General features: G+C 61.9%; 11 protein-coding genes. All 11 read right to left on the bottom strand.

The annotated features are described in order from the left end of the window. Positions 1-17: 17 nt before the first annotated feature. Positions 18-1,427, bottom strand: coding sequence for a contractile injection system tape measure protein (locus AC11W3_RS17080; RefSeq protein ID WP_484089785.1), 1,410 nt, complete (start codon positions 1,425-1,427; stop codon positions 18-20). Then, entirely contained in the window at positions 1,424-5,761 is a 4,338-nt protein-coding gene (locus AC11W3_RS17075; RefSeq protein WP_484093412.1) for a hypothetical protein, read from the bottom strand. Before AC11W3_RS17075 ends, AC11W3_RS17080 begins: the two co-directional genes overlap by 4 nt. Then, complete coding sequence (locus tag AC11W3_RS17070; RefSeq protein ID WP_484093411.1) at positions 5,758-9,486, bottom strand: hypothetical protein; 3,729 nt, start codon at positions 9,484-9,486, stop codon at positions 5,758-5,760. The genes AC11W3_RS17075 and AC11W3_RS17070 overlap by 4 nt, the downstream gene beginning before the upstream one ends. Next, complete coding sequence (locus AC11W3_RS17065; protein WP_484089782.1) at positions 9,483-13,202, bottom strand: baseplate J/gp47 family protein; 3,720 nt, start codon at positions 13,200-13,202, stop codon at positions 9,483-9,485. Before AC11W3_RS17065 ends, AC11W3_RS17070 begins: the two co-directional genes overlap by 4 nt. Before the next feature lie 81 nt (positions 13,203-13,283). Continuing rightward, entirely contained in the window at positions 13,284-13,727 is a 444-nt protein-coding gene (locus AC11W3_RS17060) for a GPW/gp25 family protein (RefSeq protein WP_484089781.1), read from the bottom strand. A gap of 5 nt (positions 13,728-13,732) precedes the next feature. Further along, a complete protein-coding gene (locus AC11W3_RS17055) occupies positions 13,733-14,002 on the bottom strand; it encodes a PAAR domain-containing protein (protein ID WP_484089780.1) in 270 nt (89 codons plus the stop codon). Positions 14,003-14,128: 126 nt separating this feature from the next. Beyond that, positions 14,129-15,895 (bottom strand): type VI secretion system tip protein VgrG, encoded by a 1,767-nt coding sequence (gene vgrG / locus AC11W3_RS17050; protein ID WP_484089779.1) that lies wholly within the window; start codon positions 15,893-15,895, stop codon positions 14,129-14,131. After that, positions 15,892-16,596, bottom strand: a complete 705-nt coding sequence (locus AC11W3_RS17045) for a CIS tube protein (protein ID WP_484089778.1) — start codon at positions 16,594-16,596, stop codon at positions 15,892-15,894. Before AC11W3_RS17045 ends, vgrG begins: the two co-directional genes overlap by 4 nt. After that, positions 16,596-16,763 carry a DUF5908 family protein gene (locus AC11W3_RS17040; RefSeq protein ID WP_484089777.1) on the bottom strand — a complete coding sequence of 56 codons (168 nt, stop codon included), beginning with the start codon at positions 16,761-16,763 and terminating at the stop codon, positions 16,596-16,598. Before AC11W3_RS17040 ends, AC11W3_RS17045 begins: the two co-directional genes overlap by 1 nt. 55 nt (positions 16,764-16,818) lie before the next feature. Further along, a complete protein-coding gene (locus AC11W3_RS17035; protein ID WP_484089776.1) occupies positions 16,819-17,256 on the bottom strand; it encodes a phage tail protein in 438 nt (145 codons plus the stop codon). 10 nt (positions 17,257-17,266) lie between these two features. Continuing rightward, the gene (locus AC11W3_RS17030) at positions 17,267-17,704 is read right to left on the bottom strand and encodes a phage tail protein (RefSeq protein WP_484089775.1); all 438 of its coding nucleotides are present in this window, start codon (positions 17,702-17,704) and stop codon (positions 17,267-17,269) included. Between the last annotated feature and the right edge of the window lie 73 nt (positions 17,705-17,777).

Raw genomic sequence — 17,777 nt, 5'->3', positions numbered from 1 at the left:
ACCTCGGATCCCGCTCTCTACCTCCACTCCACCCACAGCATCCTTTCCATCCACGGCAGCTTGATCATCGAAAGGCCCCACGGCAGCTGGTCTAAAAGGATATCGCAAGTCTGCGGTTCGACCTGCAACAACCAATCGCCATCGCGAAGCGAGAGTTTCCCGGGGCGCAGCAGGAAGCTTCCCCGCAAGCCGTCGGGTGAGGTGCTCCTCAGAGCTTCCCAGTGCCCGATCACGGCGCGGAGCAGGGCGTCTGCCTCTTCCTTCTCGAAAGCCGTGAGTGCGGCGTCCGCCTCAACGGGTGCGTCCGGGGGAATATCGCAGAGGATCTTGAGCAGGGTTACCTCGTATTCCGGTGCGATGCTTTGGCCGGTGGCGACGAGGTGCAGCAGGCACAGGGCGCGTCCAGGTTGCAGGAGATTATCCCCGGCAGCGACCTCGACGGCCCGGAAGAATGCGGGCAGGAAAGGGTGTAACAAGACGGAGCCGGCATTGTCGACGTAGATGCCGTCGCCGGCTTCCGGATGGTTATCGGGGGCAGCGCGCCGTGAGGCGCCGTTGGACGGCTCGCCTCCCTCGTCCTCCTCACCTTGCCGGGTACTGGTGATAACCGGCGTCGGCTCGATTGCCTCGGGCCAGCGCCGCTGAAGCTCCCCCGCCAGGACGGCATCTCCCAGGGGCGTTCCGGGCAGTGCGCGCAAGGCATCGCCGAGAAGAAGATCTTCCGAGACCCTCTCTCCCGCGGCAAGCCGGGCGCATGCGACCTCCACCAGGGTTCTCTCCAGATCCGTCAGTACGCCGGACGGAAAGGGCAGGGGCGTGAGCGCCTGGAGCATTTTCTCCATGGCATCCCCGGTCGGGGGGGACAGCAGAGCCAGCATCATTTTGAGGAAACGAGGCGAGAATTGGCGAACCAGCCTGGCTCGCGCAGTTGAGGAGGCAAGGGCCTCCAGCATCCGATCGGTGATGTGAAACTTCCCCTCCGGGCTGGCGCCGTTCTGCCACGACTGGAGGACGACTTCTTCAAGGCTCCTTCCCGCCGGGAGACGGAAGGACCAAGGCAGGATTCCGGTAACGAGGAAGTGCACGAAAGCTTCATCGATGACCTGCCGTGGTGACTTTTCCCCAACCTGCGCAGGGGGCGAGGTTACAGGGCGGAGCCGTTCCCGAAGGGACTTCTCAAGCGCCTGCGCTACCGATTCCGCCAGCCTGCTATCCAGGGCTTCCAGCGAGAGAATGCCGGCGTCCACCTCCAGGCGCTCTATCGACAGATGCCTGTCCGGCGGGGCGAAACGGTCCAGGACCTCCTCGATCGCCGGGGTCATCCAGTTCCGGCATAGCACGGGCAGGCTCCGCTGCAGGGCCAGCCCGTCCCCCTCCGTCCCTTCCAGCTCGACATGGAGGTATTGCTGCCGAACGATGTGGGTCATCCGAGCTGGACTTCGGCCCGCCCGAAGCACCCATCCCTGGTTATCGCGGTGAGCCTTGCGGTCCCGGTCGCCTTTCGCACCGCGGCGGTCACCTCTTTCCCCTCGTAGAACGGCTCCGATGGATTCGCCTGGTTCAGATCCCAGACCCACGCGGTCACCGTCACTTCTGACGGATTTTCGACGTCGCCTGAGAGGAGGAGGGTATTGCCCTCCCTGATGGACTTCGCAACCGGCTTGGGCGCACTGCCCGTGCAGAGGCTGGTGAAGTCGGTATGCGTGCAGAGGTTGCGCTGGGCGCACTCGAAGGCGGGCACGCGCGTCTCCTTGTCGTTCAGCCGGCGGTTGATCACGATCATGCCGTTGAAGGCGGGGTCGTTGGTATAGCGCACGGTAAGGCTGTAGGCGGGATTGGGCTCGGCGAAGGTGCAGTTGAATTCGAGGGTGAAGGTCTCGCAGGCGAAATGCTCGATGAAAAACACCCCGAACGGGAAGGGGGCCGCAGGGTCCGCCGGAGTCAGCACCAGCCGGTCCTTGCCCGCCTCTCCCAGGGTCGCCACCAAGGCGGTATTGATGGCGTCGTTGAGCTTTTTGATACTGCTGCCGACCGTATTGTCGAATGATGAATTCAGCGCAGCCACCGGGAACTGCACCAGCTTCGCGGCATCGGGGAGCGGAATGTCCTGGCCGTTGAAGCGCAAGGTGACCGCGGAGTCCTGCTTGTAGGACTTGTAGCCGACACCGTCCGGCGGTTGGAGCCACAACCGGTAGGCGCAGCGCTGTGACTCGCCGTTGCACGGGAGATTGCACTGCTGATCGCAGCTGTGCTGAACTTTTATCGTGGCGGAGCAGTTGTTCTTGTCGGTGACCGTTACGGAGGCCTGGGTGCCGCTGGGGATGGAATCTGTCTCGATGGAATTGCCGGCGACCAGGTTGCCGTTGAAGAGATAGGGCTGCGACCCGCCCAGGATGGAAATGGAGGACCGGTAGCTGGCGGTCCCCTCGCAGGTGAAATTCGTTTCCCTCAGCACGAGCTTCGGCGCAATGACCGCCGTTTGCGGCGCGGTTACCGTCCCGGCCGCATCCTGGACGGTGATGGTGTGGTTTCCGGGCTGGAGGTTAAAGGTGTCGCCCACCGGCGCGAGAGGATTCTGGTCGACCTGGACCCGGTAGGGCGCAGTGCCTCCGGTCGGGACGACTTTCACCGGGGCCCCGTTCTGGGCCGTGCAGCCGGTGTCCATGGTGAAAGCGAGTGCCGGGAGGCAGGAGTGCCTCAGTCTTGTGGTGGCGGTGCATCCCCGGCTGTCGGTGATGATGATCTCGACGTCGGTGTCTCCGGGCAACGGGTCGCTCAGATAGGTTTCGCCGCTCACCGTGCCGCGGTTGGCGGTGTAGGGCGGGGTGCCCCCGGTGATGGGAATGGTGGCGACGTATTGATTCTGGCCAACACTGCAGTCGAAGCCCGGGGGGGCGAGAAGAAGTGGTGCCGGGACGTCGATGGTCCGCGGGGCCGATTCGGTCGCCTCCTGGTCCCGCATCACCAGCGCATGCGCCCCGGTGGCCAGCAGCAGCGCCCCGTTCAGCGGCCGGTAATCCTGGGTGTCGACCTTGATGCTGTACGGCGGAAGGCCTCCTGCCGGCGTGACGGTCACCTCGGCTTCATTGTTCGCGTTGGTGCAGGCGATCCGGACATCGAAACTCGGCGGCGTCCTTGGCAGAACGAACTGCACCGGAGGACAGTCGGAGCAGCAGAGATACGGCAGGTAGAAGTCGGCGATCACCGTCCCTTCGGCGATCTCTTTGACCGCCTCGTCGATGACGTTGCCCGCTTCAGTCGGCGGGGGGAGATCGACGGTGAGATCGGGAACCTCTCCCAGCAGTGAGCCGAGCACGACGCGGATGTCGGGATCGATGACCAGCTTGCGGTTGGCGCTGATCCTGGAGAATGCCTCCGTCAGCGCCGGGTTCTGAAGTTGTGTGAGGCACGAGGAGCGCAGGCTGTTGGCGCCGGCGGATAGGACGTTGACCCCGCTGACCGGGTTGACACCCCTGGTAAAGATCGGATCGATGATCACTCCGCGTCGGGGCTGGCTGTGATAGACGATGACGAAGGTGCCTCCCGGCGGCACCCCCGCCTTGTGCTGGATCCCGGGGTGGCGGCGCAGGAAGAAGCTCAGGAATTCCTTTTCCTTCACTTGCCGTACCCGGCGCAGGTACTCGTCGACCAGGGCCTGGAAGGCAGCCAGGCGGCAATGGTAGATGATATCCTCCAGCCGGTCGTCGAGCTCTTCCCACTTCAGGAGATCGGCATTGCCCTGGATGTTGCCGACCGCCTGTTCCCTTTCCTTTTCGATCGCCGCCGTCACGCTCGCCAGGTCCTGGTGCCGCTTCTCGAAATTCGGGAAATCGAAGTCCTGCAAGTCGGGCGCGAGCTGCTCGTAGAGCTTCGAGATGAAGATGATGATGTAGAAGATGATGATGTTGCTCTGTCCGACGTTCTGGGCGTTGAGGAAGTTCATGATGATGTTCGGATCGATATCCGGGATGGTCTTCTGGGCTGCCAGCCAATCTTCGAAGAGGCGGCCCAGGGTCCGGGGCCGGACCACGAAGCCGGGAGCGCACTGAACCAGTAGCGGAAGCTTGGCAGGGCCGGCGGCCGAGGCTCTCATGTCGAAGGGGAGGGCGTAGAAGTACTGCACCTCCTTGCACAGGAAGCAGACCAGCTCCGCCTTCAGGGTGTCGTACAGCGCTTCCAGGTCCTGAAAGTGGCAACTCTCCTTGGCGAGATCGATCGGGATCCCTTCGCTGAAGGCGCCGGTGCGCAGGGCGACGATCTCGATGGGGAGGCGGAAGCGGGACTTCATTGCCAGCAGGGTGCTCAAGACCCGCTGGTAATCCTTCCCGAGATGCCCCTCGATGCGCAGGAAGTTGTACGGTTCGAGGTCGTAGCGAAGGGCCTCGGTGACGAAGGGAGGCGCTGGCGGGGCGTACTCGTCGGAGCGGTAGCTGAGGTTCTGGTTGGCCCGGCCAATCCTGCTCCTGCCGGGATTCCAGAGCTGGTAGAGGGGCGGGGTGCCGTTTTCCAGGTAGTAGTAAGGGATGGCCTTTTCCGACAGCGGCGCGCGACCGAGCCTGCTCGGGGTGATCCGGACCGGCAGGGCGGCCCGGGATGTGGCCGGTGGCTGGGCCAGGGGAGGGTCCTCGGTGAAGCGGCCGATCATCTCCACCAGGCGATCGAACAACTGCTGGAGATCCAGGGTGCGGTCCTCGCAGCGGCCCAGGGCCGGGGAGGCCAGGAAGTGGTGACGGTAGATGCCGGGGTTGCTGACTTCGCTGGGGAAGAGAAGGCCCAGCATGAGGTGGCGCGGGAACAGGGCGTCCGGAGGGCAGCAGGCGCAGAGGAGATCGATCCCCTTGGCGCGGAACTCGTAGTAGGCGCTCAGGAGGTCATCGAAGAGGTCGTAGTAATGCTGCAGGAAACGCACCTGCGCCGGGGTGGTTGGCGCGGTGTCGAGAAAGCCGAACCTGGCGGTGAAGACGGTGAACGGATCGGATGGGTACTTCTTCTGCAGCAGGGGGAGGAAGGCGTTGTAGGCCGCCGTCAGTGCTGCCGCCAGTTTGGAGGCGAGCTTTTCCGTGGTGAAGACGGCGAGAAAAGCTGCCAGCACCTGCTGCGTGGTCGCCGGTCCCGTGTTGGGAACATCGTAGCGGGGCAGGCGCAGGTCGGGGAGGTTCAACCCTGCCAGCACGACCCCTTCCAGGTCGGTTCCCGTCAGCTCCGGGAGCCGGTTTGCCGCGGCGATCATCAGGTCGAGGTCGGTCCTGTTGACCAGGAGCCGCCGCAGGGTGATGACCACCTGGGAGCCCCGGTCGTCGCAGTTGTTGAGGCTGCAGTTGCGCAAACCCTCCTTGTTCAGTTCCAGGAAGAGGAGGACCGCCTTGCCCTTCAGGAAGTCCGGCGAATCCTTCAGCAGGGTCGTTCCAGGCTCGTTCGCCGGCAGGAGTTCCCACAGGTCGAACTGGGCGGCACCCTTCATGAACGGAGGGTACGGTGGCTCGACCGGCAGGGTGTACGGCTTGAAAGAGGGGAGGGTTACATCATCGGGCTCGGTAAGGAGATACCCCTGCGACGTGACGCCGCACCCCCTCGAGATGGAAACGGTTGCCGCCGTCTGGTCCAGGCTGATCTGGAGGCCGCACACGATGCCGATGCCGATGAGATTGGCCCGGGTGAGGCGTTCCTGCTCGTCGAGATAGCCGAAGGCCTCGTTCAAATGGAGGTCGGAGAGAACCTGGTTCGGTTCGAAGATCGGATATGTATCTTGAGAAGGTTTCATCGCAGAGCACCTCTGTCACTTCCTAGAGCCGTTATCCCCAGACGCACCGGGTTTTTGTCGTTACCTTCGTCGCAATCGTGCAAGGTGGCGGGAGGATAGGTATTTCGCAATGTGGCAAGGAGGTTCACCACCACCCAAAGGCGATAGGAGACTTCAAGGTAGAGCTGGTAGCGGAGTTGCAGCAGGTCCTTGATCTTTTGGTCCGTGCCGTCGTTGAAGGTGATGCCGTCGCCGGCTGGCGGCAGCTCGACCTGGAAATCGGGAACCTCCGGGGCATGGCCCGCTTGGGCGGCTGTTTCCAGGGCTGCATGGAACTGAGCGCCGATCTGCTGCATGATGATCGCCGCACCTGCCGGCACCTTGTCCCTGGGAGAAACCGTTGCCGCGACCGTCTTCACATTTTCGGCGAGGATCCTTTCCACGTCTTCCCGCAGATGTTCTTCCGTCCAGTCTATGCCCGCATCTGCCTCCAGCCACTTCTGCCAGGCAGCCTCGAACCTCTCGAACTGGAAGCCGAAAAGGGCTATCTGGTGGAAGTAAGCGACCATCAGGGACTGGACCTCCGGCCAGAGGGGTGGGAGGAGAGTGGTGCAGGAGATGGTGGTTGGATCCGGTCCCTGTGAGAACTCCTGCTTGAGATCCGCTTCCAGGGTGGCGGAGTGGAGGTAATCCAGCGTCTTGTCCTGATACCAGGTCCTGAAGGTATCGCTGAAGGCCTGGTAGATCTCCCCGGCGCAGGCGCAGGCGTCGGCCTCGGTCGGCTTCTCTCCCCCCGTCGTCTCTCCTTTCGTTTCCAGTAACCGGGCCAGCTCGGTGATGATGGGGTCACAGAGGTTCTCGATGAAACCGTCGTTGCCGACCCAGCAGATTTTATCGAGGAGGTGGGAGGGCGTTTGCTCGCGGACGGTGCGGTCGGCGAAGCCGCGCAGATCCAGGTCGGTGTTGTAGGGAGCCGTCCAGCCGGGCATCACGAAGGTGAGCCGGAATGAATAGGGATCCTCCGCGCCGCAGGTGGCACAGGGGCCCTCGGTGCAGACGGGGAAGAGGGCGTCGCCGGGGAACTTCGGTCGCAGCAGCAGGTGCTCCACCACGATCAACCGCTCGTTGGCGCTCCAGCCCAGGAGTTCGTCCTTTAGTGCCTGCGCCTCGCCCCTCGTGGCGAAGGTCCCGGGATGGGCGGCGAGGGGGTTCCCGGCTCCGTCGGTGACCGAGAGCCTGAATCCACCGCCCACCGGGTCGATCTGGTAAGCGTCCGGCAGGATGAGCCGCACCAGGACTTCGTGGTGGGCCTTGCCGGTGACCGCTGCCGGGTTGGTGGACGTTATGGCGAGGTTGCCGTCCAAGAGGAGCGCCCCGTTCTGATCCTTGAGCTGGAAAACGACCTCGTAGCTGTCGCCTCCCAGGCTGGTGACGGTCCAGCTGAAGGCGAGATCGGGATACCCGAGCAGCAGGCTGATCCTCTTCTTGATGCCGGCGATGTTCGTCTGCGGGTCGGCGAAGATGTCCCGGCAGTCGAAGGCCTTGCCACGGTCGTGGCTGATCCTGGGGTAGGCGTTGATGAAGGCGATCTTGTCCTCGATCAGGCGGTCGAGCGCCACCCGCTGGCCTCGCAGGTTGGTGAGCAGCAGCGCGTAGTCGTTGAACTGCTCGCCGAACCGGGCCAGGATGTGGTCCAGGAAACGGTTGCGGCGCTCCTCGAATTCCGGGACCGTCTCCGCCAGAGCCTGGAGCTTCGCCAGCGTCAGTCCGTTGCTGATCTGGTTGTAGCCCTGGATGATCTCCTCTTTGAACTCCTTCACGAAGTAGCTGCCGGCCACAGTGGTGTCGAGCGAGAAGAGGTCCCCGGCGTGGGCTATCTGGGCGAAGGCGTCGGCCAGTATCTGTTCGAAGACCAGCAGGTACGCTTTCAGCTGCTTTGCCTGCGCCCGGCGGTTGGCGGTGGCATCGGAAGGAAGCTGGTTGGGGCCGATGCCGTAGGTCAGCGGGAAGCTGTATTGGACCGGGAAATAATCCTCGACGTCGCGGAAGGTCCCCAATGGAACCTGAATATCGTTCGGCGCCCCCTTTATCTTCGGACGTTCCGCCTCGCCCCGCAGCTGGGTCAGAGTGTCCAGCGCTTCGTCCATCCGTGGCAGGAAGGGGAGGCCGTTTTTGGAGAAGAGGAAGCGGGAAGCGTTCAGATAGAGCCTCGGCTGATGCTGCGGGCTGATGAACAACAGCCACGAGGCGCTGGTCTTGGCGGCGTCGAAGATGGGCTTGCCGGCGATCCAGGTCGGATCGGCGGCGCCGCTGAACAGATTGCCTTCGCTGTCGTACTTGGTCAGCTGGAGGTGGTTGACGGCGATCACCCCGTCGATTTCCATCAGGAGGTTTATTATGTCCGAGGCGCGCAGTACCGACTTGAGCGAGGCGGCTTCCAGGTCCTCTTTCTTGATGAAGCCGTTGTCCAGCGCCGGGCCGTTGAAGATTTCCTCCACCGCTACCCCGGCATCGAGGAGTTCCTGCAGGGAGTAGAAGGGGACCGGCGGGTTGAAGTAGCGCTCGATCTCGAACCAGATGCGCGCCTGCACCAGCTCGATGTCGGCATCGGGCCTGACCTCGACGTCGGCGCAGACCGCCACCTCCTCGATCCCCACGATCCTGACGCGGCAATAGTCCTCGTCCAGGTTGCGGTGGGCATGGAGGGCGGCCTTGGCGCTTTGCACCGCGGCGAGCTTCTCCTTCTCCTTTTTCCGGTAATGGTGGATGAATCCCTCCGCCGACTTCTCCTCCAGCAGGGCCTTGAGGCCGGCGGCAGTGGCGGCGTTTTTGGAAGTGACGTCCCCGAAGAGGCGCAGGGCGGCGTTTACTATGGGGATCTTCTCCCCGGTCGGCTGCAGCTCGATCTCGAAACTGGCATAGAAGACGTTGCGCCAGTGCTTGCGCAGGAAGCTGTTTCTCTGATCGTCGTTGAGGGTGGCATCGGTGAAGAGGTCATAAGACTTGACGGCGCCAAAGCCGGTGAGGGTGACGTTGAAGGACTTGCCGTTCTTGTTTTCGAAGGCGTCGTCACTCTCCAGGAATAGGGCCCACAGATCACGGTCGGATAGTGCCGGGTCCGGGAAGCGTAGTTCCATGATGGTGGTATGAGCCGCGCCGTCCGCATCACGCAAGACAAAGCTGGAGACGATCTTCCGGTCGTTCAGATCGCCGACGTGCGGGTCTTCTTCAAGTTCCAGCAGGGCTTCGTACAATCCCAGCGCCCAGACCGGTTTCGACTGGAAGGTCAGCGGCTGCAGGTATGAGAGCGACAGGTTGTCCCTGTCATCGCACCAGGCGTAGTAGATGACGTCGCATGGGCACTTCTTGCAGAAGATCCAGGCGTTGCGCACCAGCTCCAGGTCGATGAGCAGGCGGCGGAAGTCGTCGGGCGTGGTCGGGTTGACCGTCAGGATCTCCCTGGCGGTGAAGAACGCCTGGTGCGGGTAGGGATGGGCGCGGTCCGGCGAGGGGGCCTTGGGCGCCAGCAGGTCCTTGATATCCCAGCCGATACGGTAGGCCAGATCGGTGATGGCGTAGCAGAGGGCTTCGAGGATGGTGATGCCTGGATCGTGCTCGTTGTAGTCGGTCCACAGGCGGCTCCCCATCTGCTCGATAAAGAGGATCCCCTCCAGCCGGAGACGGAAAAAATCCTCGGCTGGCTTCAGGGCGGGCTGTTTCGGTATGGTCAGCGTTACGTCGCTCATGCTGGGCTCGGGCAGATCTCGCCGGGAGTCTCCTCCGCGGCGGGTTTAAGGACTGCGATGGTATGCTCCCTGGCCGAAACCAGGATGGAGACAGCCTTGGAACCCGTTATCTCGTCGCCTTCTTCGATCACATCGCCACCGTTGAGGTCCTGGAATTTGTGAAACAGCAGGAAGTCGGTCACGTAATCGACGTACGGGAGCTCCTCCACGAAATCGATCAGCACGGACTTGTAGATCTTCCCTCCGAACGAAGGGGCGCCGCCGTCGGCGAAGGCCCACGGGGACAGGAAGCGGGTGATGGCCTCCTTCAGCCTGTTGGTGTAGAAACTTTCGTCGAAGCCGGGGTAGAAGCGGACCTTGCAGCTCACCCTGGCCTCTTCGAACTGGGGATTCTTCACGTGCAGGGTGACGAAGCACGAAGTCCGCGTGGCGAGGAAGGAGGCGATCTCGTCCAGCAGCCCCAGGCTCGTGTACGGCTTCAAGGGGTCGCGCAGGCTGGGGAAATGCTGGTTCGGGATGGTGACGATGGTGACGTGGCCGGGTGCCAGCTCGCGGTAGATGCCCTTCCCGGTTTCGTCCGAGTCGTAATGGGTGTGGTTGAGGCATTTCGCCCTGTAGACCTGGGGGAACGCCTCCAGTACCAGCCGCTCGTAGTCCCACAGCGCGATGGCCCGGTCCTTGTGCCGCAGCCGTTCGCTGACGCGGGTGTAGAATGCCGCCGGCTTTTCCTGGCCCCGGCCGCCGAAGGTGGGGAAGGGCTGGCTGATTTTCTTTACATCGGCATCGGGTTGATCGAGCTTGCTGATGGTCCCCGGTGGCAGCACCTTGGCCGGGAAGGCAGGGTCGTTCCCCTTATTCATGAATGTGGCTTGCAGGGCCTGGGCCGCGACCTGGATCAGGCGGCAGACGGCGTCGCTTTTCTTGGCCACCGCTCCCCTGATCCAGTGCATCCCGGCGGGGAGCAGGGTGTTGTTGTCGGATGCGTCCCGCGGTACGGAGAAGGTGATGATTCCCGATTTCAGCAATTCACTGGTGGCGTCCTCGACATCACTGGAGGCGAAAGGTATCCATTCGTTGTTGCGGAGGTAGCTCCACTGGATGTGCGGGCGGGGCTTCTTCGCCAGCGGATCGGCGGTGCCGTCGGCGACCTCGAAGAGGAGGGCAAGGTTTTGCGGCGGGATAAGATCGGTGATGCCGACAAAGAATTCCCCCTCGTGCCTCACGGTCTCGCCCTTGGGAAGGCTCTCGTCCAGCTCGTTCTGGTGCTTGAGTTGCGGCAGCAGGTAGATGTTCTTGTCCGGAACGGGAGTGCCCGTCGTGGTGGTAACGGCTTTGAGGTAGGGATGTTGTTCCGCATTTCCGAAGGGAGCGACATGGAAGAAATAGCTCTGGCGGTTTTCGAAAAGCCCCTTGCTGGCGCTGTCGAGGACGATGGCCTGGGTGGCGGTGTAGTCGGCGGTGAGTCTGGTTATCACCGGGGCGACCGGCGGCGACGGTTTGGGAAGGTCGTTCGAGGTGTCGGAATCGGTGACGCTCTTTATGTAGGCGATGAGCGCGTCCTGAAACTCGCGCTGTCCGAAGCCGTCATCGAGCTTGAGCCTGATGAAACCGTGGCGAGAGGAACTGCCGTATTGTTCCGGCTCCGTCAGGTCGGGGGCATCGATGTAGGGCGGCGTCCCCGAGGGAGGCTCGCCGAAGAAGGCCGATTCGGTGACGCTCTTTTTCTCGCTGGTGTAGGAGTGCCACGTCCCTGCCTGCAGATACCCGGCGCTGACGGTGACGGCCTTGTTGTTGAACGGCGCCGGCGTGCTCTGCCACTGGACCTTGACCGTCACCGTCGAGAAGTGCTTCTGAAAGAGCTCCTTTGAGCCGACGATCAGGGCGCTCTCTTTATCCGGTGAAGGCCCGAAGGGCTGGAACGGCTTCGAGAGATCGACGGGCCCAAAATCATTCGACACGGCCAGGGTTCTCAGATCCTCTACCTTTACCGTCACCTCGACCGTGGCGACCTGCGCATCCTGCAAGGTGTTGTAGAAGTACTTCTCACTCCGGTGCCGCAGCTTCACCAGCAGGATCGGCAAATTCGTGGCGAAGGCATAGCCGTGGATCTTTTGGGAATAAGGGACGACACCGGGATCGGCGCCGGTCAGGACCAGGTCGAGTTTCAGCCCGCCGCTCTGCGCCGTGAATTGGGCCGCCTTCGCCTGCAGTTCGATCCACCCCTTTTCCCCGGTAAAGGAACAGACGAGGTCGCCACTGTGATCCCCGGTGAAGCCGGCGGTCGTGCCGGGAAAGAAGACGGTGACCGTCCTTTTCCCCTCGGCCAGCAGGAAGTGGTGCGAAGCGATGGCGAAGCCGAGTTCCGCTTCCGGCATCCTGATCTGCGCCAGCTTTCCGTCCTGATACCTCTTGTTGTGAAACGGGTGCCACGATTGATCCGGGGAGATCAGCTCCCCCCCCAGACCGTCGTCGGAATTGGCCACCGGCGAGGCATAGACCCTCCCCTCATGAATGGTTGTGGGCGAGGTCATGCCCACCTTTTCGTCGCCGTGCCGGTACACGCTCTTAAGCTCCGCGACTTCCCCCTGGTTAGCCACGAAATCCCGGTCGTTGGCGAAGAAGGCATCGACACCGAGGTCATCCTTGCCGGCGTTGAAGAGTTCGCCCGGCGGGAATTCATGGGCGGCCGCCTGCTTGGCCAGTTCCACCAGCAGATGCGCCTTCGCAGGTTCGGGAGGCTTCTCCTTCAGCCTCAGGATCTCGCGGTAGTAGAAATCGAGGTGCCGGGCAGTAAGGGTGTTGGCTTCCTTCCGGGCCTCTTCCAAAAGGCGCAGGAAAGCCAGGAACAAGGTGTAGTGCGGCTCGTGCCTGTCGTACTTGGTGAAGGTCTCCTGCAGGGCCCGATCCGCGTCGCTCACTATGCGCGCGTAGCTTCTGAGGAGAAGATCGAAGATGGAGGTGAAGAGGTTGTGGGTGGCGATGTGGTTGATCCGCTCCAGCTCCGTGGCGCCTGAGCCGAAGACCGAGGCATCTTCGGCGATACCGGCCGTATAGGCGGTCCAGTCCGCGGAGCCGTCGGTTATCCAGTCCCGTGCCAGCCCGTCCGGAAAGAGCCGGCTGAAAGGACGGGTGGTAGCGCCGAGGATGGTCAGGTCAGGCTGGACGTCGGCAACGAGGGTGTTGGGTGCGGAGGCGAGATCGGCTTTGTAGTAGGCGATGAGCCGTCTGAAGGCGGGGGCTAGTTGGCTCCGGATGCTGTTCTGGAGGGAAGTTCTGAAGATGTTGTCTTCCGGCAGGGCATCCTTCAGGACATCCAGCTGCTTTGCCACGGTCCCGGCGATGCTGAAGAGGAAGCCGAGAGAGTCCTTCGCCCTGTTCAGGTCCGATGTGGGGCTTAGGTCCTTCAGGAAGTCGAAGTATTCTTTGATCGTTGCCCGGTACAGGTTGACGTCCTGCACCGCTGCTACGGCGAGTTGAACAGAGAGATCCGTGCTGAAGAAGGGTTTCCAGGTACCGGCGGGTGTATCGTCCAGGTCGAAGTATTTCAGCAGGTCGGAGTAGGCTTGGGCGAAGACGATGTGGTGGGCAACGCCGTGCTCATCGACCGGCGCATAGGCGGGATCGAGGGCCGGAGAGAGCCGCTGATCCTGGCCCGTGCCCTCGCGGACCAGCTTCAGGTCATCCCTGTTTTGATTGCAGTCGATGATTGGCGTCATGTAGAGAACCTGAATTCGTTAGGGAGACACGGAGAAACTGCCCCATTCCGTCACACCCTCCCCCCCCGGAGGGGTGAAGTCTTATTCCCTTTCCGGCAGCACCCGCAATGTCGCGGCCACCTCGAGGTCTGTACCCTCAACCTTGTAGTACGGGAAGACGAAGTTGTAGCGGGTGTTGGTGGCGATGACCCGGTAGACCACCTCGATCAGGACCACTCCCTCCAACTCGCCCGTATCATCAAGCTTCACACTTTCCAGCTCGATCCGCGGCTCGTTGTAGACGATGGCCGACTCGATCTTGTCCGTCATCAGCGTCTTCGTGCGGGTGTCGAGATTCTCGAAGAGGAGTTCGTCCATGTTGCAGCCGTACTCCGGCAGCATCACCCGCTCTCCTTGGGCCGTCGTGAGCAGGATCTCCAGGCTCGACGCTATGTCCGCCTCCTGCTCCAGCATCTCCACCCTGCCGGGCGCATTGGTGAAGGTGGGAGGGAAGGACCACCCGCGACCCAGAAAATCGAGCTCCATCTCGTTTACCCCCCGATCAAAACGGTCAACGCGCCCGGCGGCATCACGATTCCACCACCTGCCGTGGGATCGGCCACCCTGGCGGCGGGCAGACCGCCGATGAAGACGGTGGTCGAGCCGAGGAGGATGACGTCAGCCCCGCAGCTGTCTCCCATCCTTGCCGCCGGAAGTCCGCCGATCAACACAGTAGGCGCCCCCGGCGGAATGATGGGCGTAGGGATGCCTGAGGTGGCCGTGCTGACAATCAAATCTGTCACCCTCGCCGCTGGTAGCATTTGTGCCTCCGATTGTCTTCCCCTTTGAAAAAGGGGGGCGGAGGGATTTGCCTCGTTGCCAAGGCTTAAATCCCCCTAAATCCCCCTTTTTCAAAGGGGGACTTAAACCCGGGTGTACGAGAAAACTCAATTTATCTGCACCAGCCCGCCTTGAATGATGGTGGTGGCGCTCCCCTTGACAGTCGTGCTGGCTCCGGAGACCTCTGCGGTGGCTGCACCGGCTGCTTTCAGCCCTGTCTGCGCCTTCAGGTCCAGGTTCATCCCCTCGACCTTCACATCCTTCGCGGCCTTCAGGGTCAGATCCTTGCTGCTTTCTATCTTGATGCCGCTGTCGTCCATGGTGATCTTGTTGCCGTTCTGATCCTGGAGGACGATCCCCTTGTCGGCCTCGGACAACGTGATCTTGTTCCCCGCCGGAGTCTCCAGCAGGATCGCCTTGCTGTCGTCATCGAAGGTGAGCCGCATCTTGGAGCGACTGACGTAGCCTTTCCTGTGGTTGGTGTTCCTGGCCGGCTCCGGCGCAGGCTTCGCGCTGCTGTGGCACATTCCCAGTACCACCGGGTGGCGGGGGTCATCGTTCAGGAATCCCATCACCACTTCGTCGCCGATCTCCGGACGGAAAAAGGTTCCCCGACTCTTCCCCGCATCGAGTGTGGCGATCCGGGCCCAGATTCCTTCCTCGGCCGGGCTCACCAGCGGCAGCCTCACCTTGATCCGGTCCTCGCCTTCCGGATCCTTTTCCAGCACCGTTACCACGCCGATCTGGAGACCGCTGACGGCCGGGATCAGGCCGGAGGCTGGCAACGGCCGCAGGTTGTAGGTCTCGGCAAAGAGCCCGGGATCGAGTCCCCACTGGATGTCTGTTTCCCAATTCCCGTTGCTGACCGTTTGCCGCACCCCTGAGACGTACATCTTTCCCTCGAACCTCTCTCCGATGCCGGTCAGTTCAATGATCTTCCCGGGGGCGACCTTGGCAAATCCCTGGAACTTTGCCCGACCCCGCACCTTCGCCAACCGCTCCTTCAAAAGCTGCCCATCCGCCCAAGCCTGCAACTCAGGCTCCTTCAACTTCCCTGTATGTCTTATGAGATGAGGAGCGCCACCGATGACGTCGGCCAGGGCACTCGCTGCAAGGTTCCCCATCTTGGTGGCCTGCGGCTCCTTCGCATCGACATCCACTACCTCCTGCCCCGAGGCATCCCAGCTAAGGGCCTTGATCCCTTTGCTTTGCCGGCGTGCGTCGATCTCCGCGTCCAGTTCCAGAAGGGTGCTGCCGAAGCGGACGGTGACGACGGGCTCTGTCCCGGTTGCCGGGAGCGTCACGGCGACCTTACCGTCCGAAACGATGACGACCTGCCCGTTGGCCTCGGCCCGGCAGAGCATGAAGTCCCAATCGGTCGAGTTGTATTGCGTGACCTCTTTAAGTGGAGGGTTTGTCGCTTGAACGTCTTTTTGCAGGGCGTAGGAGCCTAGGATCTGGTCGATAATCTCGCTGTCCTTCTTGTCATTGAAGTAGCGGCTCTTCGCGCCACAGGTCATCCTCACAGCCTCGTCGCGGCATTCCACGATGAGGACGCTGCCGCTCTTGCGGAGTTTGATGCTGTGCTTCACCACCATCCCCTTGAAGACGGTGTCGTTCTGCGACCGGTAACCGAGCTTGATCTCGATCTTCTTGCCGGGGATGAAGGTGTCGCTGTTGCTGACCTCGAAGGTCGACTTCGATGCTTCCCCGTCCTTGAGCTGGATAACTGCGGTGGGGATTCGATTCAGCTCCTTGGTCACCGAGACCGTCAGCACGTGCAACTCTCCCGGGATCTGCGTGCCCTCCACCAGGATAGCGATGGTGCAGACATCAGGGGTGGCCGGAGTCGGTATAGTCGATTCCGTCGTCACGGTGTCTTCTCCGCCTTCTCGAACGGCGGGAAGACCAGATTCTGTCCCGGTTTCAGCGCCCTGAAATTCACCAGCCCATTCACCCTGGCAACGGAGAGGTAGTGCCGAGGATCTCCATAGATGCGGGAGCACGTCAGTGGCAGGGTGTCTCCCTGCCTCACTTTCCGCACGTGGGTCAGGTCCGCGGAGTTGTTCTTCTCCTTCTGGGCCCGCTTTTTCTCTTCGACGCTCTTCCTGAACTTCACCTTCGCGACGGTGCGTATGGGCTTGCCATCGGAGTTGAAGAGCTTGTGGGTGAGGCTTAGCTCGATGGCCCTCCCCTTGAAGACCAGGTCGCCCCAGATCAGCTTGAGGTGGTAAGGCTCGTGCGAGCTTCCCTGGTAGCCCGTCAGCATCTGCCTGAAGTGGTTGACCTCGTCTCCCACCCCGTCGGGATTGGCCTTGCCGTCGATGATCCCGGTGTTGTCGAAGAGGAACTCGAAGGTGAGTTCTTCCGGGAGCGTGTACTCGAATTTTATCTGGGCCCCGCTGGTGCCCTGGCCCTGCCCGTCGGAGGTCTTGACCTTGTACTCCAGGGTGTAGCTCTCCGGGTTGATGAGGGCTTCGAACTTATCCTTTGCGTCCCCGGTGCCCCCCGTTTCGGCGGTCTTGGAGTCCTCGAAAGCTAGGATCAGCATCTTTTCCAGGTTCCCCTTGGCCATCAGCGCTCCGCCTTATTCTGAAGGATGTTCATCACCTGCTCCACGCACTCGGCCACGATGGCGTCCCTGGCGGCGTCTCCCGTCGTCTTGCCCGCTGCGGCAGCCGTGGCGGCTGCGGAGGGGGTCACGGCGATGCGGATATGCAGTTCCTTTATCTCGATAGGCATCGGAGATCTCGTTGTCGATGTGGCTTCCCGTCTCTACTGCAGGCCAGGGGGAATCCTATTCCATGGTGAAGTACCGGTAGGACAGCTCCAGGGTTTCGATCACCACCGAGCTTTCGCTGGCATTGAGGTCGCTCGCCTGCCACTTCTTGGGAACGGCGTGAACCACCTTCCAGACCCGCAGCGGCTCGCTTTGTTCATTCAAAAGCGTCACGGTCACGTCGCACGGCTGGAAATCGCGGTCCCGGAATGCCTTCAGCATCCAGGTGATCACCTCCGAGTCGGTCAGCATGCCGCGCTTGAGCACCAGGTCGGAGTACTTGGTACGCACGGGCAGCTTGTGAGTGAAGCGGTTTTCGCCCCCCTCCTTGAACTCCTCCATGTCGTATTCCACCGACAGTCCCGACACGGTCTGGAAGCGCACGTCGTTCTTGTTCTTGCTGACGCCGAACTCCACCCGATAGTAGAATCCCCACGGCGGATAATAGTCGGTCATGACGCGCCTTTTAGACCTTCATCAGCTTCAGCCCCTCGTGGGCGACCTCGATGCTTTCGATGGCGGCCTCGTTGGCGTCCGATTTCAGATCGGGCGCGGTGACCTTGACCGGGAAGCAGCGGGCCGCGGTCCAGGCCGCCACCGGCTCATGTTTCTCATTCATGAGGGTGATGGTCACGTCGCGCCGATGTTCGACCCGGTCGTTCGCGACGTCGTCCATCCAGGTGTTGAAGTCGAAGTCGCGCTCGAACTTACCGCGCTTCAAGGTGAAGTTGTTGTTCTTGACCAATCCCGGCATGGCGATCTTGTTGAAATCCTTGCTGTCGCTGTGCCGGTATTCGATCTTTTCCCTCTCCATGATCAGTCCCGTCACTTCCGTGAAGCTGATCTTTGCGCCACCCCAAACCACCTGGAAGTGAAAACGGGGCAACGGATAGTCTGGTGCCATGACATTCTCCTTTCAATTGTGAATATGAGCGATTGCCGCACTCGCAAATTCTGAAATTCATGCTTCGACAGGC

This window comes from Geomonas sp., from assembly GCF_056994735.1.
The sequence above is the reverse complement of the archived record's forward strand: the minus strand, read 5'-3'. Positions and strand labels throughout refer to the sequence as shown.